The following is a 23,505-nucleotide window of genomic DNA, read 5'->3' as shown; positions in this document are numbered from 1 at the left end:
GTCAGTCGCCCAGCGGGCGCAGTTGCGTGTGGCCGGGGCTGGCCGCGATGTGGAAGCCTTCTGGCGGCAGCGGCCGTGCCGGGTCGATCGGGCCCAGGTCGTCCCGCAGCTGAGCGGCGACCGGCACGCCGGCGTCGCGCAGGCCCTGGGCCACGAAGCGGGCCAACTGAGCAGCGCCGTAGTTGTTGTGATGCGTGTTGTCGAGCTTGCCGTTGTTGACCGGGTGCGCCGCCTGCGAACGCTCCGGGCCGAGGGCGGCATAGAAGGCCTGGCTCATGGCGTTGAGGTCGACGAAGGCGAGCTTCATGTCGCGGGCGACCGCGCGTGCGGCGTCAGCGTACTCCAGCAGACTGGGCTTGAGGCGGCCTTGGGCATCGAAGCTGCGCCGCTCCATGGATGACACGATCACCGGCACGCCGCCACGCGCGAGGATGCGCTCGGCATGCGTGCGCATCTCGGCCTGGTAGGTCTGGGCATTGCCGCTGCCGTCCTTCTGCTGCTTCTGATCGTTGTGGCCGAATTGCAGCAGCACCGTGTCGCCGGGCTGCAGCACCGACAGGATCTTGTCGAGGCGCCGCCGCGCGAGCGAGTCGCGAAAGGTCTCGCCGGATTCGGCATGGTTGGCCACCGCGATCGTGGGCTTGAACAGTGCGGTCAGCATCTGCCCCCAGCTGGCGTAGGGCTCACCGCCCTGGTCGGCCACGGTCGAGTCGCCGAGCAGGAACACCGTGGGCACGCGCACCGGCTCGATCTCCAGCCGCTGCAGCGCCGGGCGCGGTCCGTTGATCTCCAGCGTGAGCCGCCGGTCCCAGGCCCAGGCTTCGCTGGCAATCTCACGCTCCTTCAGCTTGACACGGCCGGGCTCGACGCCGGGTGCGGCGGTGATGTCGGCGGTGCGCACATTGACGATGAAGCTGCGTGTGGCGCTGCCGTCGGCCGGGACCTGCACGGCGTCGAGCATGAGGCGGCGCAGTTCGGCCTTGACCGTGGTGTCACTCGCCTGCGGGCCGCCGAGGGTGGCGGTGATGCGGTAGTTGCCTTCGGGGAGGTCGACGGAGAAGAAGGTGGGCTGGCCGGCAGCGTTGAGGGCGGCGTTGGGTTCGTAGCCGTAGTGGCTGTCGGGGGTGTAGGTCGTTTCTGCGGTGACGGTGCTTTCACCGTTGGCGGGGGCTTGGGTGCCGAACGCGAAGCGCCATACGGGCCCTGCCGCATGGGCGGTGAGGGCTGCGGCGGCGAGGGCGAGGGTCAGGATGAGGTGTCTCACGGGTTTGAGCTACTTCTGTGTGCTGCCAAGGGTGGTGCCGGGAATTCGCCCCGGCGGGCGACCTACTTTTTGAGCGACCAAAAAGTAGGCAAAAAGTCGCCCCCCGACCCGCCCGGCCTTTCGCTTCGCTCTGGCTTCCCTGCGCTGCTCAGGCCTTGAGGGCCCGCGCAAAACTCCCTCCGCTACGCTCCGGTCAAACAGTTGCGCGGAGTCAGTTGTTGAAGCGTGCTGCGCACGCGCCCTCAAGGCCTTGCGCTGCTCGGCGGGCTCCAGGGGGGACAGCAGGAACAGCCACGACCGAAGGGATGTGGCGTTTGGCTGTTGGCTGCTTCGGCTGTTCGGCTGTTTTGGGGTCTCCCCTTCTAAACCGCCGAGAAGCGCAGAAGCCCGGGGCGCGTGCGCAGCACGCTTCAACAACTGACTCAGCGCCACTGTCTGACCGCAGCGAACGTAGTGAGCGAAGGGAGTTTGGCGCTGGCCCCGGGCTTCGAGCATCGCAGGGAACCCCGCAGGGGCGGTTTTGCAGGGGCGCTTTCTTTGCCTACTTTCTTGTGCGCACAAGAAAGTAGGTCGCCCGCCGGGGCGAACTCCCGGCATGGGCCTTGCCACCAAGCCTAAGCGGCGAACAGCCACCAGCACTTTCAATCGACCAACTGGTCGCCCACCAACGCCAGGTTCTGGATCGCCGCCAACCCCCACTGCGCCGTGTCATTCGTGCTGATCCACGGCGCCTCCTCCACCGGGTTGAGCACCAGCGGCCCCGCCACCCGCGTCGTCTTCAGCGTCTTCAAGCCGCGCGGATCATCCGCCCAGAACTCGCGCCAGGCGCGCTGCCCCAGGGCCGCATCGCCCTTCTGCCGGGCGGCATAGGCCGTCAGCCGCGAATGCCCCACGCTGAGCACCGGGCTGCCGCCGTGCGGCGCGCCCAGGGCCTTGACCTGCTGCTCGCGCGGCGCGTTGTACAGCTCGCAATACTGCAGCCAGGCTGCCTTGAAGGCGGGCTCGTCGATCAGGTCCACCAGCTCGGCCATCATCTCCACCGCGCCGAACACCGCGCTCAGGTGGCTGGCGCTGATCTTGTCGCCACTGACGTTGTGGAAGGCGCCTTCGTTCGGCCCCGTGGGCTCGTAGCCGCCGCTGCCCGTGAAGAAGCCGCGTGGCATGGCGGCGATGCCCTTCATGCCACGCAGCAGCTTGTTGCGCCAGCGCACGTCACCCGTGCGCTCCCACTCAGTCAGCACGTTGGCGACCACCGAGCCCCAGTCGGTGCCGAAGCCGATGCGTGCCGGCCAGGGGCCCTTGTCCACGCGGCCGGCGATCTTTCGGACCGGATCGACCTCGTCCATCTTGCTGTCGGCGCTCAGCACCTCACGCATCACGTCGCCCACGCGTTCGTCAGCGGTCAGGTAGTAGTAGAAGCGCCGGTAGGCCGCCGTCGAGATGCGCGCCTGCTTGGCGCTGCAGCCCCAGTGCTGCACGTTGTGCCGTGTGCCCAGGCCCTGGAAGCGGCCGAGGTGGTAGATGTCGACCTCGCTGGTATGGCGCACCATGGCTTCGGCGAAGCGGAAGACGTCGGCCCGGCCGGTGCGCAGGTAGCTGTACCAGAGCCACAGGTCGGGCGAGAGTTCGGAGTTGTCCCAGGCGAAGCCGCCTACGTCGTAGCGCCATTCATGGCGGTCGGCGTCGTAGGTGTGGCGGATGTCGCCATAGTCCCAGAAGCCGTACCAGTGGCGTTGCTCGACCTCCTTGGCGTAGAAGTCGAACAGGAAGTCGAGCTTGTCCTCGATCTTGCGGCGGGCCGGCGTGGAGCGGTCCGGCAGGCTCCAGAGCTTGCCGAACACGCCGGCTTGCAGGTAGCGTACCGGCTGCGCGGCGAGCTGCGGCGGTGTCTGCACGGCCGCGGCCATCTGCACGAGGCGCTCGCGCGACGGCGTGGCCGCCAGGCCCCACAGCGTGATCTCGCTGCTGCGCGCAATGCCCACGGGTGTGCCGAAGCCCTTTTCGTAGTCCTCGTAAGTGATCTCCAGCCCTTCGAGCTCCTGCTCGTGGGTCTCCATGCCGAGACCATCGTGATAGAAGCGCAGGTCCATGGCGGGCGCTTCGGGCGAGTGCATCCAGAGCGTCACTTGCGCCGCGTCGCCCACCGCATGGCGCACGTCCAGTTGCGTTGGGTGGCGCTGCCAGAAGTCACGCAGACCGAAGGCCACGCCGCCGCTGATGCCGCCGACGTAGCCGCTGCCAGGCGCGCGGCGGCCGAAGGCCGCCGGGATCCAGCCGTGGCCGGCCTGGGTGCGCTTCTTGATCTGGAAGCCGTCGGCGCTGAGCTGGCTGAGCGTGTAGTCGCCCCAGGCCGGGATGCGGTGGTGCAGCTTGCGGACCTGCGGGCCCCATTGCTCCAGCGGCGGCGTGGCGCGGCCGGCCAGCTGGGCCTCGCGCACCGCCGCACCCGGGTCGCGGCGCAGGCCGGTGAGGTTGCGCACGCCCTCGGCCCACAGGCCGCCCGCTTCGCCGGCAAAGCGGATGTGCCGGTCATGCAGCGCGTCGCGCATGGGCACGTCAAAGCGCAGGCCGATGCCGCGCAGGAAGTCCTTCTGGTCGTCGCCGTCGAACACGAAGGTGTGCATGATGCGCACCGACTCGGCACCCGCGTAGAAATAGAAGCGCACCGAGAACGGCAGCCATTCGCGACCGGCGGCACTGCGGTGCTGGCCGTCCACCTTCACCACGGCCCTCACTGGGCCGGACTGCTCCACCGTGACCTGGCGGATGCGGCTGTCCAGGGCCGTCTGTGTGACGGGGCCCTGCTCGGCATCGGGCTTGTCGTCGACCTGGGCGACGAGGGTGCAGCCGCGCAGGATCTCGCGGCCATTGCGCTCGATGCTGCGGATGAGCTGCGTGCCCTGGCGCGGCAGGTGGCAGCGCAGGATGCCGGTGTCGACTTCGACCGCGGTCGGGCCTTCCTTCACGCTCACCCGCGCGCCGACGGTCGGCTTCGGTGCCTTGCCGGCGCGGATGCTGGGCGCAGCGCCGGTCTCGACGCCGGCAGGCAGCGCATGGGCTGTCCACTTCAGCGAACCGTCAGGCCACCAGGCCAGTGGCCAGCTCTGCAGGGGCAAGGGCTGGCCCTGGCCGTCAAGCGCATGAAAGTCCTGCCCCTTGCGGTGCGCGCCGCGCGGCCAGGGCAGGCCCAGCGTTGCGCCGAGCATCAGCGCAGGCGCGGCGCCGTCGAGCCAGCGCAGGGCCTGCGGGTCGGCGTCGGCAGGCGCGCTGGGGGCGGTGCCGGCTGTCGAGGCGGCAGTCGCGGGCACAGGGGCCAGGCCACCCACCGCGCTCACGGCGCCCAGGGGCAGCGTGGCAGTCTTGAAGAAGTGGCGGCGGCTGAAGTCGGTCATGGGCGGGCTTGCTGGAAAGGCGGCAGTTCGGAAGCGGGCGTGCCATCGGGGCCACGGCCCCAGAGGCGCTCGTAGGGCCAGCCCGTCAGGTCTTCGACGATGCGGCGGTTTTCGTCGCTCTCGGCTTCGGTGGCACCGCGGCGCAGCCGCTCCACCTCATGCACGAGCACGGCGTGGGTGCTGGCGTTCAGCCGGAAGCGCCACGCTGCGAGCATGCCGAGCACCATCATCAGCAGCGGCCCGCCGACCATCAGCGCCGTGATGGTCTGGATGGCCTCCGGCGTCTGCACGATGACCTCGCCCGGGCGGCTCTTGGGCGAGATGTAGCCGCCCATCTCGATCACCCAGCCGCTGGCAATGATGGCCACGCTCTGGGCCACCTTGCGCACCAGCGTCATCACGCCGGCGAAGATGCCCTCACGGCGCTGGCCGGTGACGGCTTCGTCGATGTCGGGCAGGTAGTTGTAGACCGACCAGGGCACGAAATTCAGCGTGCCGCGGCCCAGGCCGGCCAGCACGATGGGCACGAAGGTCCAGAACACGAGGCTGAGGGAGAAGCCTTCGCGCGCCGGGTTCAGCGCGCCGAAGAGGTTGGCCCCCAGCGCCTGGAATCCGGTCGAGAAGCCCTCAGGGCGCACCAGGTAGAAGGCCAGGTAGAGCAGCAGCGCGGCGCCGAACAGCGAGATCGCCAGCCGGTAGGCCAGCACCGGCCCGGTGCGGATGACGATCTGGATGGCGACCATGACCGAGATCAGCTGGGCCACGTACATCACCGTCATCAGCTGCGAGATCACCAGCGTGGCGCCCATCAGCACCGTGGCCACGAAGATGGGGAAGGCGGTGTTGAAGATGTCCTGCGACAGGTAGCCGCCCAGGTAGATGGACAGGTGCTGGCGGAAGGCGCGGATCTTGAGCGTGGAGAACAGGTCGCGGAACATCTTGACCGGCAGCATCAGCGCCGCCTTCAGCGACACGCCGCCATAGGTCTGCGACAGCACCGCCTGCTCGCGCGTGCCGTAGGGCCGCTCCCAGGTGGTGAGCACGACGATCAGCACCACGAGCGAGAAGATGCCGCCGAAGATGGCCGCCATCCAGAAGAAGGTGTCCGGCGAGTCCTTGCCGCCGAACTGGCTGATCAGCAGCGTGGGCAGGTAGGAGGCGAGGATGGCCGAGCTCTGCGCCACGATCATGCGCGCCCCGGCGAACTTGGCCTTGGCCTTGTAGTCCTTGGTCATCTCGGCGGCGAGCGTTTCCCAGGGGATGAGAAACATCGTGTAGAGCAGCTCGAAGAAGATGAAGGCCAACAGGTAGTAGGTGAAGGTGTGGCCGGTGCGAAAGATCAGCGCGAAGCTGGGCAGCAGCGGGATGGTGATCAGCAGGAAGACCTTGCGCCGCCCGATCTTGCGGCCCACCCAGGTGTGGCGCAGGTTGTCCGACACATAGCCGATCAGCGGGCAGGTGATGGCCTCCAGCAGCCGCGGCAGGCCCAGGATGAGGCCGGCTTCCACCGCGGAGAGGCCGCAGAAGGTGGTGAAGAAATAGAACAGCCAGCCGGTGATGACGGCCTGGGCGCCGGCGCCGAGCATGTCGCCGCTGCCCCAGCCCCAGAAGTTGATCCAGGTGGGTTCTTTGGCGGCGGGGTGGAGGTTCTTGGTGATCATGCGGTTGGCGCTTGGCGCGCTTGTCTCTTCGTTGCTTGGGCTTGTTGCGTGAGGCCCATGCCGGGAATTCGCCCCGGCGGGCGACCTACTTTTTGTCCCGCCAAGAAGTAGGCAAAAAGCGATCCCTGCAAAACCGCCCCTGCGCTGCGCTTCGGGGTTCCCTGCGATGCTCGAAGCCCGGGGCCAGCGCCAAACTCCCTTCGCTCACTGCGTTCGCTGCGGTCAGACAGTGGCGCTGAGTAAGTTGTTGAAGCGTGCTGCGCACGCGCCCCGGGCTTCTGCGCTTCTCGGCGGTTTTGAAGGGGAGACTCCGAACAGCCAACAGCCGAGCAGCCGAACAGCCTAGTTGCCAATCGCACAGGCCGGGCGTTTGAGGTATTTCGTCTTACCCCCTTGAGCGCCGCCGAGCAGCGCAAGGACTTGAGGGCGCGTGCGCAGCACGCTTCAACAACTGACTTCGCGCGGTTGTCTGAGCGCAGCGTAGCGAAGCGAGTTCCGCGCGAGCCCTCAAGGCCTGAGCAGCGCAGGGAACCCGCAGCGAAGCGGAGGGCGGCGCGGCCGGGGGGAGCTTTTTGCCTACTTTTTGGCGGGACAAAAAGTAGGTCGCCCGCGGGGGCGAATTCCCCGCTGGGCCGTGCCAGCACACCAGCTCCGAGCGCAGTCATGTCGACAAGGTCAGATGAACCGCACCAGCAGCTCCCCCATGGCGAGCAACGCCATCGCCTGCCCAAACGGCATCGACGTCAGCGGAATGTCCTTGTATTCCTGAAGCGTGTTGAACACCGGCGTGCCAAAGCTCACCTGCGTCAGCTCTCCCGCGTCATTGATCTTGCTGCGCACTGCCAGCGCCGCCTTCAGCCCCACGGCCTCATACGAGCGCGGCAAGTAGCCCTTGCGTACCGCCTTCAGGATGCCGTAGGCGAACCCGGCCGAAGCGGCGGCTTCATCGTAGGAGGTGGGGTCGTCCAACAGCGTGGGCCACAGGCCCGACGGGGACTGGCAGGCGGCCAGGGCCTTGACCTGGGCTTCCAGTGTGGAGATGAGGAACTGGCGGAAGGCGTCGCCCTCGGGCAGGTTCAGCAGTTCGATGAACTCCGGGATGACGATGGTGACCCACGAGTTGCCGCGCGCCCACAGCGCGTTGGCGAAGTTGTGCCGGCCCTCGAAGGTCCAGCCGTGGAACCACAGCCCCGTCTTGCGGTCTGCGAGGTATTTGATGTGCACCATGAACTGGCGCTTGGCCTCTTCCACATAGTGCGGGCGGTTCAGCAGCAGGCCGAACTTGGCCAGTGGCAGCACCGACATCATCAGCGTGTCGTCCCACAGCTGCTGGTGGTTCACGCTGTTGTAGACGATGTGCTGGAAGCCGCCTTCCTCGGTGCGGGGCAGCTCGTGGTAGACCCACTCCGCCCAACGGTCGATGTAAGGCAGGTAGCGGCGGTCGCCGGTGCGGTCGAACAGGTAGGCCAGCGTCAGGAAGGGCGCCACCGTGTTGATGTTGCGGCTGGGCATGCCCTCGGCAAAGCGGGCCTCGAACCAGCTCGTCATGATGTCCCAGGCCTTGGGGTCGCCGGTCAGCTCCCAGACCTTGTAGACGCCGTACAGCCCCACGCCGTGTGTCCATTCGAAGCCGTTCCAGCCCTTGGTGTCCAGCACGCGGCCGTCGTCCAGGCGCAGCAGGAACTTGCCATCGCTGTCTTCGATGTGGATGAGGTTGTGGATCAGGCGGTCGACCGCGCCGCGGATGTCGTCACGGTCCGCGCCGAGGTGCGCCGCGTGGTGAGCCAGCAGCGGATGGATGCGGGAGGAGTCGACGGGCTTGAGGATTTGCTTGGGCATGGGTTTGTCTCGGGCGATGGGGCGACGGCTGGCGAGGCAGGTCGCGATGCGTCATCGTTGCAGGTTCCGGGGTTGGGCGACGGGCTCGAGCGGCACGCCGCCCCGGGCGATGGCCAGCGGCACCAGGCGCGGCACCTCAAGTGCGTTCGTCGCCTGGCCGTCGGTCGTGACGGCGAGTGTCAGCGTGTTCTCGCCGTTCGGGTTCAGGATGCCGGGGGGCAGCACGAAGACGCGCTGCGGGCCGATGTGGGCGATGAACTGGCCGAGGTTCCAGCCGTTGACGAAGATCAGTGCGCGGTTCTCCCGGTCCGACCGCGGTCGGTTCGTGTCGCCGAAGGCCAGGCCCAGCTGCACGTCGTGGCCCGCGGGCATGTCCAGCGGGAATGACGTGCGCAGCCAGTAGCTGCCGGGGGCGGGCGGCGCCGCGCCTGGCGCGGTCGCTTCCCAGCCCGGCTGCGGCTTGGCGGGGTCGATCGGCAGGTGCCAGCCCTGGCGTTCGCCGTGGAGGCCGCCGTTGTTCATCGGGCCGCGCACCAGGTCGGCGATGTCCTCGCCGCCCCGGTTGCCCTGGATCTTCCAGGCCATCGGCACCGCGAAGCGCTGGCCGCCGCGCGGCGAGAGCGACGCCGAGATCAGGCCGCGGGCTTCCTTGTGGGCATCGTCGGCGAAGAGGTCCCAGTTGTGCGAGTTGTTGCGCACCACGACGGCCAGCACATGCTCGCCGGGTGGCAGGTCCTTCAGCAGGCGCTTGAAGGTGTCGGTGGTCTCGGGAAAGGGGCGGCCGGTGTCGTGCTCTTGCTGGCCGAGGAACTGGCCGTCCAGCCAGACCTGGATGAGGCCTGCGCCGCCGCCACCGAAGAAGAGTTCGAGCTGCAGCGGCTGGCGCTCGGTCGTGCTGAAGCGGCCGCGGTACCAGACATCGCCATGGTGGAAGCCGTAGTCGCTCATGGCCAGCACGGGCTGGCCCTTGTCGGGCGCGGTGTAGACGTTGGCAGCCGAGACGCTGGCGTCGGCCTTGCGCCAGTCGCTGTCGTCGAACGTCGGGTCGGCTTCGAGGGAGTCGTAGCGACGCGTCCAGGCGAGCTGTGTCAGGTCAGGCAGCCGGACGGCATCCGGGCCGGGCAGCGGCTGGCGTGCAGCGAGGCTGTTGAACAGCGGCCGCATGTCGACGCGGTTGCCGTTGAAGCGCACGGCGTTGATGCCGGCTGGCGCCCAGATGCGCAGCTCGCTGGGGGCCGTCGTGTCGCCGACGAGGTCCAGCCCGCCGAAGTGATTGACGGTGGCGCGGCGCAGCAGGGCCGGCCCCTTGACCAGCACGTCGCCCAGGCGCGAGAACTGCCAGCCGGTCTTCTCGTCGGCGATCAGCAGGACAAGCGGCGCACGGCCGCCACCGGTGATGCTGAGCTCGATCAGGCCGTCGTGGCGGTAGTTCAGGCGCAGGTCGCCGGTCTTGGCGTCGTAGGCGACAGCGACCTGGCCGGCCAGCGGCGTCACGCGCGGTTGGGATGGAAAGCGCAGCACGGTCTCGCCGTCGTCACCGGCGCGGCCGTAGAGCAGCGCCACATCGCGCTCACCTTGCTGGAGGTGGGTCTGGATCTCGGAGGTGGCGTACACCAGGTGCTGGCGCTCCATGGCGTAGCTGGCCAGCAGCATCTTGGCGTCCTGGCCCGTCAGCGTCAGCGTGCCGGCTTGCGGGATTTGGTAGGTGCCGTCGCGCGTGCGCAGCTTGAAGCTGAAGGGCTCGGTGCCGGCCAGGTGGTTGTGCTGGGCCAGCAGCACATGCGTGCCGAGTGCTGGGTTGACGTTGTGATAGAGCCTCACCTTGGGATTGCCCGGGTCCAGCACCTCGGCCTTTTCCATCTGCGAGAGCACAGGGGCGGCCGCCTGCACGAAGCCGCCCATCTGCTTGAGCACCAGCGCCTTGTCGCGCATGACGCGGGCCTCGTTGATCGGTGCTCCGTAGTCGTAGCTGGTGTAGACGATGGGCCCCGGCTGCCACCCCCAGCTGGTGCCGCCGTAGGCCATGTAGAGGGAATGGATGCTCAGCCCATTGATCAGGCTGCTGCCGTAGAACACGCGCTGGTAGCCCGGGCCTTGCCGCTTGGCCGTGCACTCGTAGGTGCCGTTGGAGCCCCAGTAGTCGAACCAGCCCGCGCCGATCTCGGCGACGAAGCCCGGCGTGTTGGGCGAGGCGAGCGACCCCACCTTGGGGACGTTCTTGCCGTAGATGCCCCAGTCGGGCGCGGGTGCGGGCGTGCCGGGCGTGCCGTCCACGCTGCAAACGCCGCCGGGGTAGCCGTCGAAGGCGTACAGGTCGGTCGGGCCGGGGTTGGCGAACGGCGCGGTCGAGTTGCGCGGCGTCCAGTCCGGCAGGCGGGAGGCCGCGTTGTGGAAGAGCGGCACGGTGATGCCGTCGGCCCGCGCCTTCTTCGCCAGGTGCTCCATGTGGCGGATGTTCTTGGGATTCACCGCGAACAACTCGTTTTCCAGTTGGTATGCGATGACGCTGCCGCCGCCGTGGGTGATCTGGTGACGCGCCAGGATGGCGTTGATCTGCGTCATCCATTCGTCGGTGGCCGCTTGGTACTCGGCCGCGTCGGTGCGTGCCTCGGCACGCTGGCGCAGCAGCCAGCCCGGGAAGCCGCCTGCGGTCAGCTCGGCGTTGACGTAAGGCCCCATGCGGGCGATGACGTAGAGGCCTTCCTCCTCGGCCATCTGGATGGCGCGTTCGACGTTGCGGATGCCCGTGAAGTCATAGTGCCCCGGCTTGGCGGAGTGGTAGCCCCAGCTGAAGTAGAACGACACGGCGTTCAGGCCCGAGGCCTTCATCTTCTGCAGCACGTCGCGCCACAGGCTGGGCGAGGGCAGGCGAAAGGGATGGAACTCGCCCGCGAAGATCATCTCGCGGCGGCCGTCGATGATCAGCGAATGGCGGTCCCAGGCGATGGTCTTCGGCCGGCCCCGGGGTGCGGTGGCGCGGTCGAGCTGCGCGGTCGCCTCGCGGATGACCGTGAAATGGCGCACCGTGCCCGACACGCCGCCGAGTTCGCGCCGCGGGCTCCAGGTTTGCAGGCCGTCGAAACTGTCGGAGGCCCAATAGCGCTTGCTGGTGTAGTCGTCGAAGTAGATGCGCCAGCCTGGTTTGCCGTCGGGCCCCTGGATGGGCACGAGGGCCTGACCCTCGGACGGGCCGCCCCAGCCGGCCCAGTCGCCGGTGCGGTCCAGCGTCCAGGGGCCGTGCAGGGCGGGTGCGGTGGCGCGCTCGATGAACTTGGTCGTCTCGTTCTTCACGAAGGCGACGTAGTGCCCGTCCTGCTGCATGACGAAGGTGTCGATGAAGTTCTTTTCCAGCCCCCGCATTGGCTCCGGCGCGGCGAAGCGGCTGAGCGAGGCGTCCAACGCCTTGACGGCGTAGGCCGCGAACGGCCCTTGGGTGCCGGCGCGCGAGAGGCTCACGACGAGATGCAGGCTGCCGTCGCGGTCCCGGAACCACTCCGGCGCCCAGACGTTGGTGACGCCGGGCAGCGCGACCGGTACGTCGGCGACATGGGTCCAGGTCTTGAGGTCGGCTGACCGCGCGATGCCGAAGCTGTTGCCCGACCAACCGGTGGTGTAGGCCACGTAGTAGAGCCCGTCGGCAGCACGCAGGATGGAGGGGTCGCGCAGCAGCCCGCGGGGCGGCTGGTAGACCTCGGAGCCCAGCGAGGTGAACGTCAGCCCGTCGGTGGAGGTGAAGAGGCTGAGGCGATCCTGCGAGGTGGCCATGAAGGCCGACATCAGGAAAGTGGTCTCGCCGCGCGGTGCCGCTGCTGCGGGCAGAGCGGGCGTGCTCACCGCCGTGGGGGGGAGCTGGCCGGGTAGGTCCTGGGCCGCCGCGGCCGCACACCACAGCAGCAGCGCCACCGACGAAATCAGCCGGAGGGCAGGGCGGGGCAGCGAGTCGGGCAGGGCAGGCATGAGCAGACCGGGAGTGCGGAAGCCGCGGTCAGTGTCCACCGGTTCCTGGGGCCGAAAAAATCAAGCGCTTGCGAGAAATCGGGCGACCCTGCGGAGCCGGCGAAAATGGCGGCCTATGTTCAGTTTCTTCAAGAAGGCGCCCCCGCCGCCCGCGCCTGCCGCCGAGGCACCTGCCCTGCTGCCCGAGGGCTGGGTCACCAAGCCTGCCAGCAAGCCAGCCCCGGCCCCCGAACCGGCGGCACCGCCGACCGTGGTGCCCGAGAGCTCGCCGGTCGTTGCACCGACCGTCGCACCGGCCGCTGCGCCGGCCGCGTTGTCGACGCCCGTGCCAGCCGCGGTTCCCGTCGCGCCGCCGGCCGTGGTGTTGCCACCGGCCGTGCCCTTGCCTGCCCCGGCACCCGTGCCGGCGCCGCCGACTGCCGTGGCGCCGATCACGGCCCCGGCCCCGGCGCCGCGTCAGAGCTGGATGGAGCGGCTGCGCGCCGGCCTGCGCAGGACGGGCGGCAGCATCGCCAGCGTCTTCTCGGCCACCAAGATCGATGAGCAGCTCTACGAGGAGTTGGAAGAGGCGCTGCTGCTGGCCGATGCTGGCGTGAAGGCGACGCAGTTCTTGCTCGACGACCTCAAGCGTCGGGTGAAGGAGGCGCGCACCACCGACCCGCAGGCCGTGCGCGGCCTGCTGATCGATGCGCTCGCGGAGCTGCTGTCACCGCTGGAGAAGGGGCTGGAGGTAGGCCGCTTCACGCCGACCGTGATGATGGTGGTGGGCGTCAATGGCGCCGGCAAGACCACCAGCATCGGCAAGCTGACCCGGCATCTGGCGGACGCCGACCAGCGCGTGCTGCTGGCGGCTGCCGACACCTTCCGGGCTGCCGCGCGTGAGCAACTGGGCGTCTGGGCCGACCGGGCTCAGGTGGAAATCATCAGCCAGGAGGGCGGCGACCCGGCTGCGGTGTCTTTTGATGCCGTCAATGCCGGTCGCGCCCGCGGCGCGGACGTCGTCATCGCCGACACCGCCGGGCGCCTGCCCACGCAGCTTCACCTGATGGAGGAGCTCAAGAAGATCAAGCGCGTCATCACCAAGGCCCAGGACGGCGCGCCGCACGAGGTGCTGCTGGTCGTGGACGGCAACACCGGCCAGAACGCACTGAACCAGGTCAAGGCCTTCGACGAGGCGCTGGGCCTGACCGGCCTCATCGTGACCAAGCTCGATGGCACGGCCAAGGGCGGCGTGCTCGCCGCCATTGCCCGCGAGCGCCCGGTGCCGGTCTATTTCGTCGGGGTGGGCGAGAAGCTCGAAGACCTCGAGACCTTCAGCGCCCGCGAATTTGCGCGCGCATTGCTGGAGTAGCAGCGCTCACGCCCGGCTCAGTGCGGGGTGTTCGGGGTGTGAGGCGTGTCGGCGTAATACCCTTGTGCGCGCACCTTGGGAAAGACCAGCTGGCGCAGCCGCTCGCCAGTCTCGTTCTGCCAGTCGCGCACCCAGACGGTGACGGGCATCTCGGTCGCCTCCAGCACGCGCAGCAGACGTTCGCGCTTGCGGGCGTGGCGCGCGTTGTCTTCGGCCACCGGCATCAGCACGACCGCCCGCACGAAGCCGTGTTCGTCGCAGAGGGCGAAGTCGGCGGTCAGCAAGCCGGTGCGTGACAGCCACTCGCGGTAGGAATACTGCTTGGGCACCTTCACCAACTTGTGCAGCGGCACGTGCGCCAGCAAGAAGCCCTTGGGATGCTCATGCGCCAGCGCCAGGCTCAGCGCCTTGTAGGCGTGGCGCTCCGCGCTCACCAGCACCCGCGCCGCGGTAGGCGGCCAATGCATCACGGTGTCGGCCGCGTCCGTGCGGCGGGCCGGGCGCGGCCCGGTCAGGCTGTTCAGCCAGGCGCCGACGGCGCGGGGGAGGTGCAGATTCAGCATGCTGGCGACGCTATCGGCAGCGGCACCAAATGACCATGCCCCGCTGTCCCTTGAGCACGGGACCAGTTGTGACGAGGTGTGTCCCAGGGGGCTGAAGGCCGAGGGTCAGCCCTCGGTCGCGGGCCGCTCACATCCCGGGCATGCCCTTCATGCCGCCCAGGCGCTTCATCATCTTCATGAGGCCGCCGCCCTTCATCTTCTTCATCATGCCCTGCATCTGGTCGAACTGATTGAGCAGGCGGTTCACATCCTGGATCTGCACGCCGGCACCGGCGGCGATGCGGCGCTTGCGGCTGGCCTTGCTCTTGCCGTCCATCAGCAGCGCGGGCTGGGCGCGCTCCTTGGCGGTCATGGCGCGCAGGATGCCTTCCATGCGCTTCATGTCGCGCTCGGCGCGGTCCATGTCGGCCTGGCCGGGCTGCTTGCCGCCCATCATGTTCTGCGGCAGCTTGTCCATCAGGCCGCCCAGGCCGCCCATCTTTTTCATCTGGGCGATCTGCTGCAGGAAGTCGTTCAGGTCGAAGCCGCTGCCGCTCTTGAGCTTCTCGGCCATGGCCTGCGCCGAGGCGAGGTCGACGCTCTGCGTGACCTGCTCCACCAGGGCCACGATGTCGCCCATGCCCAGCACCCGGCCGGCGTGGCGGTCGGCATCGAACACCTCCAGGCCGTCGATCTTTTCAGACACGCCGGCGAACTTGATCGGTGCGCCCGTGATCTGGCGCACCGAGAGGGCCGCACCGCCGCGCGAGTCGCCGTCGAGCTTGGTCAGGATGACGCCGGTCAGCGGCAGTGCCTCCTTGAAGGCCTTGGCCGTGTTGACCGCATCCTGGCCCTGCATCGCATCGACCACGAACAGCGTCTCCACCGGATTCAGCGTGGCGTGCAGCTCCTTGATCTCGGCCATCAGGGCTTCGTCGATGGCCAGTCGACCCGCGGTGTCCACCAGCAGTACGTCAAAGAAGTGACGCTTGGCGTAGTCCAGCGCGGCCAGCGCAATGTCGCGCGGCTTCTGGTTGGGCTCGGACGGGAACCATTCACCGCCGGCCTGCTTGGTCACCGTCTTGAGCTGCTCGATGGCAGCCGGGCGATAGACGTCGGCGGAGACGGTCAGCACCTTCTTCTTGCGCTTGTCGATCAGGTGCTTGGTCAGCTTGGCGGTGGTCGTCGTCTTGCCGGCGCCTTGCAGGCCCGCCATCAGGATGACGGCGGGCGGCTGGGCGGCGAGGTTGATGTCGGCCACACCCTCGCCCATGGTTGCGGCGAGTTCCTTGTGCACCACCGACACCAGCACCTGGCCGGGGTTCAGCGAACCGACGACCTCCTGGCCGAGGGCCTTCTCCTTCACGCGGGCGATGAAGTCGCGCACCACCGGCAGGGCCACGTCGGCCTCCAGCAGGGCCATGCGCACCTCGCGCAGCATGTCCTGCACATTGCTTTCGGTGATGCGGGCCTGGCCGCGCATCGTCTTGACGAGGCGACTCAGGCGGTCGGTGAGGGTGGATGCCATGGTGGGGAGGAGGGGGCTAGGAGGCTGTCGGGCTTTGGGCAGGGTGCGCGTTGGGTCTGCAAGGGGCTGAGGCTAGGCGCGTCGACGCTGCGGGCTCGTGCCCGCAAGGAGAGGCAACAACGCCTCAGCCCCTTGCAGACCTGACCCGAAGGGCCGAGGCGATTTGCGGGGCCTCGGCGCGCACCCCGCCCAAAGCCCGACAGCCTCCTGCACTGCCAGAACGGCCGCAGCCCAAAAGTACACTGCGGCCATGAGTTTATCGCCCGCCTCCTTCGAAGACGCCGCCAGCATCGCACCCGGTGCTCATGCCGTCGGGGCGGAGCTGGCCCTGGCGATCGCCAGCGCCCTGGCCTTGCTTGGCTACATCTGGGTCGGGCTGCTGCGCCCCACGGCGGCGCCGGGCGAGGTGGTGGTGCGCCGCCCGCTGCGCTCGGTGCCGCCGATGGCGCTGGCCTGGACGGCTCAATTCGCCGCGCTCTTCATCGACATCAGCGGCTACGGCCTGGCGGCGCCGGGCGCGCGTTTCGGCTTTGCGCCGGCGCTGTCCATGACGGCCTGGCTTGTGCTGACGGTCTATCTGGTGGAAAGCCGCTTCCTGCCGCTGCACAGTGTGCGCCGCGTGCTGGCCTGGCTGGCGGCGGCGGCGGTGGTGCTGGCCTGGGCCTTCCCGGGGGAGAGCCGGCCCACGGCGGCCTCGCCCTGGGCGCCGCTGCACTGGGTGCTGGGGCTGGCGTCCTACGGACTCTTCGGCGTGGCCGTGCTGCATGCCGCACTGATGAACCGTGCCGAGACCCGGTTGCGCCAGAAGCTCGCCACGCCGGGCGGGTTGCCGCTGCTGCAGCTGGAGCGGCTGACCTTTCAGTTTGTGGCGGCCGGCGTGGGCGTGCTGTCGCTGGCCATCTTCCTGGGCTGGTGGTTCACACCCACCTGGCGCTGGGATCACAAGAACCTCCTGGCGGTGCTGGGCTGGCTGGTGCTGACCGGCTTGCTCGTCGGCCGCCGGGTGTATGGCTGGCGCGGTCGCCGTGCGACCCGCTGGCTGTATGCGGGCGCGGCGCTGCTGCTGCTGTCCTACGCCGGCTCGCGCTTCGTGCTGGAGGTCATCCTGCAGCGCGGCATGACCGGAGGCACGGCATGAAGATCGTCGTGCTGCTGCTGGTGCTGGCCGGCCTCTTTTTTGTGCTCGGCGCTCGGCGCAACCGCCCGCGCGAGCCGCAGGCGCCGGCGCCTACGCCGCCGAGCGCGCCGCAGCACATGGTCAGCTGCGCCGAATGCGGCATGCACCTGCCGGCGGACGAGGCCCTGCCGGGCAAAGGCGGCGTGTTCTGCAGCAGCGCGCATCGGGCGAGCTTCGAGGCCCGCCAGGGCTCGGCCTGACCGTGGTCGCGCCGCTGGGCCTGGGGACGATCCCGGGCAGCTGGTTTGTCGAGGCGGCACCGGCTGAGCCGGCCGAGAGCAGTGCCAGCTTCGAGCGTCTGTACCGCGCATTCTTGGCGGCGCGTGCGGCACTCGGCCTGGCGCTGATCGCCGCCCAGCTGATTGCCGCCGTGCTGTCTACCCCGCCAGCCACGTCCACCCTGTGGCTCAGCGCTTCATACGCAGCTGCGGCGGTCTCGCTCTGGTTCTTCCCGCAGCTGCGCCGCGGGGCCTCGGCCCGCAGCCTTGCCCGCATCAGCAGCCTGCACTGGTGGAGCGCCATCGGCATGGACCTGCTGTTGTTTGGCGTGCTGCATGCCCTGGACCCGAGCGGGGTCAACTATGGCGCGCTGTTCGTGATGCCAGTGCTGATGGCGGCCGTGCTGTGCCCGCGTCGCCTGAGCCTGGCCACCGCTGCGATGGCCACGCTGGGCCTGCTCGGGGCGGCGGGCTGGTCGCTGTTCTCCGGGGCTGACGTCGGTCTGCGCACCACCCAGGCGGGCTTGGTGGGCAGCGGCCTGTTCGCGGTCAGCCTGCTGGCCGGCGAGCTGAGCGCCCGACTGGCGCGTGAGGAGCGTGCCGCCCGCGGCAGCCTGGCCCTGGCGCGGCAGCAGGAGCAGCTCAACCGGCTGGTTATCGACGAAATGCAGGAAGGCGTGCTGGTGGTGGACCGCCGCGGTCGCGTGCGCGCCATGAACCCTGCCTCGCGGGCGCTGCTCGGAGCGGACAGTGGCGAGCTGAGCTGGCAGCTGCGGGGCCGCAGCGACTGGCAGCCGCTGGTGCAGGCGCTGGAGAATGCCTATGCGGGCGGGGCCGCAGCCGAGGTTGACGTGGCGCTGCCCTTGGCCAGTGGCGCCTTTCGCAGCCTGCGGCTGCGGCTGCGCTTCACGCGCCAGCGTGAGGGCAGCGAGGAGCTGTGCGTGCTCTTCGTCGAGGACAACCGCGAGCTGCTGGCGCGCACCCGCCAGGAAAAGCTGGCCGCGATGGGCCGCGTGTCCGCTGGCATCGCGCACGAGATCCGCAATCCGCTGGCGGCCATCGCGCAGGCGAATGCGCTGCTGGCCGAAGACCTCGGCGGCACGCGGGCCGAGCAGCTCACGCGGATGGTGGCGTCCAACGTGCAGCGCCTGAAGCGCCTGGTGGACGATGTGACCGAGCTGTCGCCTAGTGTGCAGCCTGACACCCAGCCGCTGGACGTGAGTGCGCTGGTGCAGGAGGCCTGTGCCGACTGGGCGCAGGTCAACCACGTGGTGCCGGGTCCGGGCAGCCGGTTCGAGCTGCGGGTGGAGGCCGACGGCCTGGCCGGACTCTTCGATGCCGAGCACCTGCGCCGCGTGCTGGTCAATCTGCTGGACAACGCGCACCGTCATGCCGAGGCCGGTGCCGGCGCCATCCGTGTGGTGCTGCAGCGCGAAGGCGCCGGTCTGCTGATGGCCGTGCGCAGCGCCGGCGCCGCGGTGCCGCCGGAGATCGAGCGCCATCTTTTCGAGCCCTTCTTCTCGACCCGCAGCCGGGGTTCGGGCCTGGGCCTCTATATTTGTCGTGAACTGTGCGAGCGCCACGGCGCGAGCATCGAGTACCGGCGCGCGTCTGACGCGGCGGCCAACGAGTTCTGCGTCCGACTGCGAACCCCTGAACCCGCATGACTTCTGCCCCGCTGCCGCGCCTGCTGGTCGTCGATGACGAGCCCGACCTGCGCACGCTCTACGAGCTCACGCTGCTGCGCGAGGGCTACGAGATCGACAGCGCCGCCTGTGTCGCGGATGCCCTGGAGCACCTGCAGGCCGAGAACTACAGCGCGGTCATCACCGACATGAAGCTGCCCGACGGCTCGGGCCTGTCGCTGCTGCGCTGGCTGGAGCAGGCCGGGCGGCCGGAGAAGGCCATCGTCATCACGGCCTTCGGGTCCGCCGAGAACGCGGTGGAGGCCCTGAAGGCCGGCGCCTACGACTACCTGACCAAACCGGTGGACCTGCGGCAGTTCCGGCTGGTGGTGGGGTCGGCTTTGGGGCGGGTGGCGTCAGAGCCCGAGGCGGCTCCTGCGCCTGGCGCGGTGCCAGCGGATGCACGTGCCGAGGACACCGTGGGGCCGGCGACCGCCCTGCGTTTGGTGGGTGAGTCGCCCGCCATCCGCGCCGTGCGCTCGCTGATCGACAAGGTCGGCCGCAGCATGGCGCCGGTGCTGGTGCAGGGCGAGTCGGGCACTGGCAAGGAGCTGGTGGCGCGGGCCATCCACGACCACGGCGCACGCGCCGGGCAGCGTTTCGTCGCGGTGAACTGCGGTGCCATTCCCGAGAACCTGCTGGAAGCCGAGTTCTTCGGCTACCGCAAGGGCGCCTTCACCGGCGCCAACGAGGACCGCGAAGGCTTCTTCCAGGCGGCTGACGGCGGCACCCTGTTCCTGGACGAAATCGGCGACCTGCCGCTGGCCATGCAGAGCAAGCTGCTGCGGGTGATCCAGGAGCGCTCGGTCCGGCCGGTGGGGGCCACGGCGGAGTCGCCCATCAACGTGCGCATCCTGAGCGCGACGCACAAGGACCTCTCCGCCGAAGTGGCTGCCGGTCGTTTCCGGCAGGACTTGTTCTACCGGCTCAACGTCATCCAGATCCGCGTGCCGCCGCTGCGTGAGCGGCTGGAAGACCTGGGCCTGATCAGCGCGCGGGTGCTGGCCCGCATTGCGCAGGATGCAGGCGTCTCTCCGGCGCCGCGCCTCACGCCCAAGGCCTTGCAGACCCTGGCGCGCTACCCCTTCCCGGGCAACGTGCGGGAGTTGGAGAACCTGCTGCATCGCGCACTGGCGCTGGCCGGCGGGGAATGGATCGACGTCGGCGACCTGGGCCTGCCCGACACGTTGCTGGACGACGGCCAGGGCGAACTGGCCTTCGGCACGGGCGGCGCCTTGTCGCCGCCTGCGGCGCCCGCGCCTGAAGGGCTGTCGCTGCCTGAGCAACTGCCCACCGACCTGGCGCAGTACCTGGATGAAGTGGAGCGTGCCATCCTGCTGCGCGCGCTGGAGCAGCACCGCTTCAACCGCACGGCGGCAGCGGCCAGCCTCGGCTTGTCGTTGCGCCAGATCCGCTACCGCATGGCGCGCCTGTCGATCTCGGCCGGCGACGCCTGACCGGGCAGAGATCGACGTCTCCGGATTTGCCCTGCTTGAATCCGCTGCGAAGCGGCTTCGGCGACTTGCCGTCATCGCGCAAACCCAGCATCGGCGCGGCCTGCGAAGGGGATGTGGCCCGCAAGCCCAATGGACATGCGGGTCTCGCGGCACAGGGCCCGTCCTGATCGGGGAAAGCCGCGCATCGGCCTCGCGCGTCAACCAAATTGCGGGGAGGGTTTGACACTAGCGGTAGTGCTTGAGGGGGTATCAAGCCATAGATATAGTGTCCCTTCGTGTTATCCTGCTGACCCAGTCGACACCTATGCCGCTCCCCTCGGAATCGCTGTTTGCAGTGGCTGCGCCGCAGCGGCAAAGCACCCGAGGACCCCGCCGGAACACCGGCGGCGCAATGGACCGGCAGGGCCGAAACATTCCAACTGAAGCGCCACGCGAAGCGCGTCTACCACCTGGCACCCGCCAGGTTGTGGCCGCGCTTTTGCCTCTCATTTCTCGATAAAGGATCTCCCCATGCTGCAAGAAGCTGCCACGGGCCAGGCCGCCGCCTCGCTCTCTTCGCTGTCCTCGGCGTCGCCGGCTGCGTTTGGATCCGACGCTGCCGCCGCCGGCGCTCCCGCGCTGACGACGTACCACGCCTACCAGATCATTCGCCGCAACGGCGCGGTGGTCTCGTTCGAGCCCAGCAAGATCGCCGTGGCGCTGATGAAGGCCTTCCTGGCCGTGCATGGCACGAGCGGTGCCGCCTCGGCCAGCGTGCGCGAGACGGTGGAGCAGTTGACCCAGAACGTGGTGCGTGCGCTGCTGCGCTCGCGCCCGAGCGGTGGCACCTTCCACATCGAGGACGTGCAAGACCAGGTCGAGCTGGGCCTGATGCGCAGCGGCCATCATGAAGTGGCCCGCGCCTACGTGCTGTACCGTGAGCGCCGCGCCCAGGAGCGTGCTGCCCAGGGTGAGGCCGCCCGCGCCGCCGAGCCGCAGCTGATGGTCGTGGACGGCGGCGAGCGCCGTCCGCTGGACCTGGCCGCGCTGAAGTCGCTGATCGCTTCCGCCTGCGAGAACCTCGGCGCCGACGTCCGCCCGGAGCCGGTGCTGGCCGAAACGCAGCGCAACCTGTACGACGGCGTGGCGATCGACGAGGTCTATAAGGCCGCCATCCTGGCCGCCCGCACGCTGATCGAGAAGGACCCGGGCTACAGCCGCGCCACCGCCCGCCTGCTGCTGCACACGATCCGCCGCGAGATCATCGGCGGCGAAGTGACTCAGGCCGAGATGCAGGCCAAGTACGCCGACTACTTCCCCGGCTACATCAAGAAGGGCATCCAGGCCGAGCTGCTGGATGAGAAGCTGGCCCAGTACGACCTGGCCAAGCTCGGCGCCGCGCTCAAGGCCGACCGCGACCTGCAGTTCGACTACCTCGGCCTGCAGACCCTGTACGACCGCTACTTCCTGCACATCGAAGACACGCGCATCGAGATGCCGCAGGCCTTCTTCATGCGGGTGGCCATGGGCCTGGCCCTGAACGAGATCGACCGCGAAGCCCGCGCGATCGAGTTCTATGAAGTGCTGTCCAGCTTCGACTTCATGTCCAGCACGCCGACGCTGTTCAACAGCGGCACGCGCCGCTCGCAGCTCTCCAGCTGCTACCTGACCACCGTCAGCGACGACCTGGACGGCATCTACGAAGCCCTGAAGGAAAACGCACTGCTGTCCAAGTTCGCAGGCGGCCTGGGCAACGACTGGACGCCGGTGCGCGCGCTCGGCTCGCACATCAAGGGCACCAACGGCAAGTCGCAAGGCGTCGTGCCGTTCCTGAAGGTCGTCAACGACACGGCCGTGGCCGTGAACCAGGGCGGCAAGCGCAAGGGCGCCGTCTGCGCCTACCTGGAGAGCTGGCACCTGGACATCGAAGAGTTCCTGGACCTGCGCAAGAACACGGGCGACGACCGCCGCCGCACCCACGACATGAACACGGCGAACTGGATTCCCGACCTGTTCATGAAGCGCGTGATCGAAGGCGGCGACTGGACCCTGTTCAGCCCCTCCACCTGCCCCGACCTGCACGACAAGTTCGGCAAGGCTTTCGAAGAGGCCTACACGGGCTATGAGCGCAAGGTCGACAGCGGCGAGATCAAGCTCTTCAAGCGCATGCCCGCCAAGGACCTGTGGCGCAAGATGCTCTCGATGCTGTTCGAGACGGGCCACCCCTGGATCACGTTCAAGGACGCCTGCAATGTGCGCAGCCCGCAGCAGCACGTCGGCGTGGTGCACTCGTCCAACCTGTGCACCGAGATCACGCTGAACACGAATGACAGCGAGATCGCCGTCTGCAACCTCGGCTCGGTCAACCTGGCCCAGCACCTGAAGGACGGCGCGATCGACCAGGTCAAGCTGAAGAAGACGGTGCGCACGGCCATGCGCATGCTCGACAACGTCATCGACATCAACTACTACGCCGTCAAGAAGGCGCGTGACTCCAACCTGCGCCACCGCCCGGTGGGCCTGGGCATCATGGGCTTCCAGGACGCGCTGTACCAGCTGCGCACGCCCTACGCCAGCCAGGCCGCCGTGGAGTTCGCCGACCGCTCGATGGAAGCCGTCTGCTACCACGCCTACTGGGCGTCCACCGAGCTGGCCGAAGAGCGCGGCCGCTACAGCAGCTACAAGGGCTCGCTGTGGGACCGCGGCATCCTGCCGATCGACTCGCTGGACCTGCTGGCCGAAGCCCGTGGCGGCTATGTCGACGTCGACCGCTCCACGAGCATGGACTGGGACGCGCTGCGCGCTCGCATCGCCACCCACGGCATGCGCAACAGCAACTGCGTGGCCATCGCCCCGACGGCGACCATCTCCAACATCATCGGTGTGGACGCCTCCATCGAGCCCTGCTTCGGCAACCTGTCGGTCAAGTCCAACCTGTCGGGCGAGTTCACCGTCATCAACGAGTCCCTCGTGCGTGACCTGAAGGCGCTGGGCCTGTGGGATGACGTGATGGTCATGGACCTCAAGCACTTCGACGGCTCGCTGCGCCGCATCGACCGCGTGCCCGAGGACATCAAGGCGCTGTACGCCACGGCCTTCGAGGTCGACACCGTGTGGCTGATCGAAGCCGGCGCGCGCCGCCAGAAGTGGATCGACCAGGCGCAGAGCCTGAACATCTACATGGCCGGTGCCTCGGGCAAGAAGCTGGACGAGACCTACAAGCTCGCCTGGCAGCGCGGCCTGAAGACCACCTACTACCTGCGCACCATCAGCGCCACGCAGGCCGAGAAGAGCACGGTCACGCGCTCGGGCCAGCTCAACGCGGTGTCGTCGGGTGCGGCGCCCGTGGCTGCTGCGCCGGCTGCCCCGGTGGCCGCCGTCGAGCCGGAACTGCCGGCCACCGACATGAAGTTCTGCTCGATCGACAACCCGGATTGCGAGGCCTGCCAGTAGGA

Annotated in this window: 13 protein-coding genes; 6 read left to right on the top strand and 7 right to left on the bottom strand. The window is 68.7% G+C overall.

Annotated elements, in window-relative coordinates; translation table 11 throughout:
- Position 1: 1 nt before the first annotated feature.
- From CDO81_RS05825 to CDO81_RS05805, 5 genes are all read right to left on the bottom strand, one after another.
- Positions 2–1,264: a rhamnogalacturonan acetylesterase gene (locus CDO81_RS05825; RefSeq protein ID WP_088482157.1), complete on the bottom strand. Its 1,263-nt coding sequence runs from the start codon at positions 1,262–1,264 to the stop codon at positions 2–4.
- A 641-nt stretch (positions 1,265–1,905) separates the two neighbouring features.
- Positions 1,906–4,656 (bottom strand): exo-rhamnogalacturonan lyase family protein, encoded by a 2,751-nt coding sequence (locus CDO81_RS05820; protein ID WP_088482156.1) that lies wholly within the window; start codon positions 4,654–4,656, stop codon positions 1,906–1,908.
- Positions 4,653–6,317 carry an MFS transporter gene (locus CDO81_RS05815; protein ID WP_088482155.1) on the bottom strand — a complete coding sequence of 555 codons (1,665 nt, stop codon included), beginning with the start codon at positions 6,315–6,317 and terminating at the stop codon, positions 4,653–4,655. The genes CDO81_RS05820 and CDO81_RS05815 overlap by 4 nt, the downstream gene beginning before the upstream one ends.
- Positions 6,318–6,992: 675 nt before the next feature.
- A complete protein-coding gene (gene bglB / locus CDO81_RS05810; protein ID WP_088482154.1) occupies positions 6,993–8,156 on the bottom strand; it encodes a beta-galactosidase BglB in 1,164 nt (387 codons plus the stop codon).
- 51 nt (positions 8,157–8,207) lie between these two features.
- On the bottom strand, positions 8,208–12,113 hold the full coding sequence (locus CDO81_RS05805; RefSeq protein ID WP_193466483.1) for a beta-galactosidase: 3,906 nt from the start codon (positions 12,111–12,113) through the stop codon (positions 8,208–8,210).
- A 115-nt stretch (positions 12,114–12,228) separates the two neighbouring features.
- Here CDO81_RS05805 and ftsY point away from each other — a divergent pair, with 115 nt between their 5' ends.
- Complete coding sequence (ftsY, locus tag CDO81_RS05800) at positions 12,229–13,464, top strand: signal recognition particle-docking protein FtsY (protein ID WP_088482153.1); 1,236 nt, start codon at positions 12,229–12,231, stop codon at positions 13,462–13,464.
- Between the two features lie 17 nt (positions 13,465–13,481).
- Here ftsY and CDO81_RS05795 read toward each other — a convergent pair whose 3' ends face one another.
- Positions 13,482–14,027, bottom strand: coding sequence for a hypothetical protein (locus CDO81_RS05795; protein WP_088482152.1), 546 nt, complete (start codon positions 14,025–14,027; stop codon positions 13,482–13,484).
- Positions 14,028–14,154: 127 nt separating this feature from the next.
- Positions 14,155–15,534 carry a signal recognition particle protein gene (gene ffh / locus CDO81_RS05790; protein ID WP_088482151.1) on the bottom strand — a complete coding sequence of 460 codons (1,380 nt, stop codon included), beginning with the start codon at positions 15,532–15,534 and terminating at the stop codon, positions 14,155–14,157.
- A gap of 250 nt (positions 15,535–15,784) precedes the next feature.
- Between ffh and CDO81_RS05785 the strand changes: the two genes are divergently transcribed.
- From CDO81_RS05785 to CDO81_RS05765, 5 genes are all read left to right on the top strand, one after another.
- Positions 15,785–16,672, top strand: a complete 888-nt coding sequence (locus CDO81_RS05785; protein WP_088482150.1) for a cytochrome C assembly family protein — start codon at positions 15,785–15,787, stop codon at positions 16,670–16,672.
- Positions 16,669–16,911 (top strand): PP0621 family protein, encoded by a 243-nt coding sequence (locus CDO81_RS05780; protein ID WP_088482149.1) that lies wholly within the window; start codon positions 16,669–16,671, stop codon positions 16,909–16,911. The genes CDO81_RS05785 and CDO81_RS05780 overlap by 4 nt, the downstream gene beginning before the upstream one ends.
- Before the next feature lie 2 nt (positions 16,912–16,913).
- A complete protein-coding gene (locus CDO81_RS05775) occupies positions 16,914–18,596 on the top strand; it encodes a sensor histidine kinase (protein WP_158218168.1) in 1,683 nt (560 codons plus the stop codon).
- A complete protein-coding gene (locus CDO81_RS05770) occupies positions 18,593–20,071 on the top strand; it encodes a sigma-54-dependent transcriptional regulator (RefSeq protein ID WP_088482147.1) in 1,479 nt (492 codons plus the stop codon). Before CDO81_RS05775 ends, CDO81_RS05770 begins: the two co-directional genes overlap by 4 nt.
- Before the next feature lie 510 nt (positions 20,072–20,581).
- On the top strand, positions 20,582–23,503 hold the full coding sequence (locus CDO81_RS05765) for a ribonucleoside-diphosphate reductase subunit alpha (RefSeq protein ID WP_088482146.1): 2,922 nt from the start codon (positions 20,582–20,584) through the stop codon (positions 23,501–23,503).
- Positions 23,504–23,505: the final 2 nt, after the last annotated feature.

The organism is Roseateles puraquae, assembly GCF_002205845.1.
Classification (GTDB): Bacteria; Pseudomonadota; Gammaproteobacteria; order Burkholderiales; family Burkholderiaceae_C; genus Pelomonas; species Pelomonas puraquae.
The sequence above is the reverse complement of the archived record's forward strand: the minus strand, read 5'-3'. Positions and strand labels throughout refer to the sequence as shown.

Excerpts from the sequence above, each read along its gene's own strand:
- CDO81_RS05820 (WP_088482156.1), bottom strand. The coding sequence starts at position 4,656 with ATGACCGACTTCAGCCGCCGCCACTTCTTCAAGACTGCCACGCTGCCC.
- CDO81_RS05815 (WP_088482155.1), bottom strand. The coding sequence starts at position 6,317 with ATGATCACCAAGAACCTCCACCCCGCCGCCAAAGAACCCACCTGGATC.
- bglB (WP_088482154.1), bottom strand. The coding sequence starts at position 8,156 with ATGCCCAAGCAAATCCTCAAGCCCGTCGACTCCTCCCGCATCCATCCG.
- CDO81_RS05805 (WP_193466483.1), bottom strand. The coding sequence starts at position 12,113 with ATGCCTGCCCTGCCCGACTCGCTGCCCCGCCCTGCCCTCCGGCTGATT.
- ftsY (WP_088482153.1), top strand. The coding sequence starts at position 12,229 with ATGTTCAGTTTCTTCAAGAAGGCGCCCCCGCCGCCCGCGCCTGCCGCC.
- CDO81_RS05795 (WP_088482152.1), bottom strand. The coding sequence starts at position 14,027 with ATGCTGAATCTGCACCTCCCCCGCGCCGTCGGCGCCTGGCTGAACAGC.
- ffh (WP_088482151.1), bottom strand. The coding sequence starts at position 15,534 with ATGGCATCCACCCTCACCGACCGCCTGAGTCGCCTCGTCAAGACGATG.
- CDO81_RS05785 (WP_088482150.1), top strand. The coding sequence starts at position 15,785 with ATGAGTTTATCGCCCGCCTCCTTCGAAGACGCCGCCAGCATCGCACCC.
- CDO81_RS05780 (WP_088482149.1), top strand. The coding sequence starts at position 16,669 with ATGAAGATCGTCGTGCTGCTGCTGGTGCTGGCCGGCCTCTTTTTTGTG.
- CDO81_RS05770 (WP_088482147.1), top strand. The coding sequence starts at position 18,593 with ATGACTTCTGCCCCGCTGCCGCGCCTGCTGGTCGTCGATGACGAGCCC.
- CDO81_RS05765 (WP_088482146.1), top strand. The coding sequence starts at position 20,582 with ATGCTGCAAGAAGCTGCCACGGGCCAGGCCGCCGCCTCGCTCTCTTCG.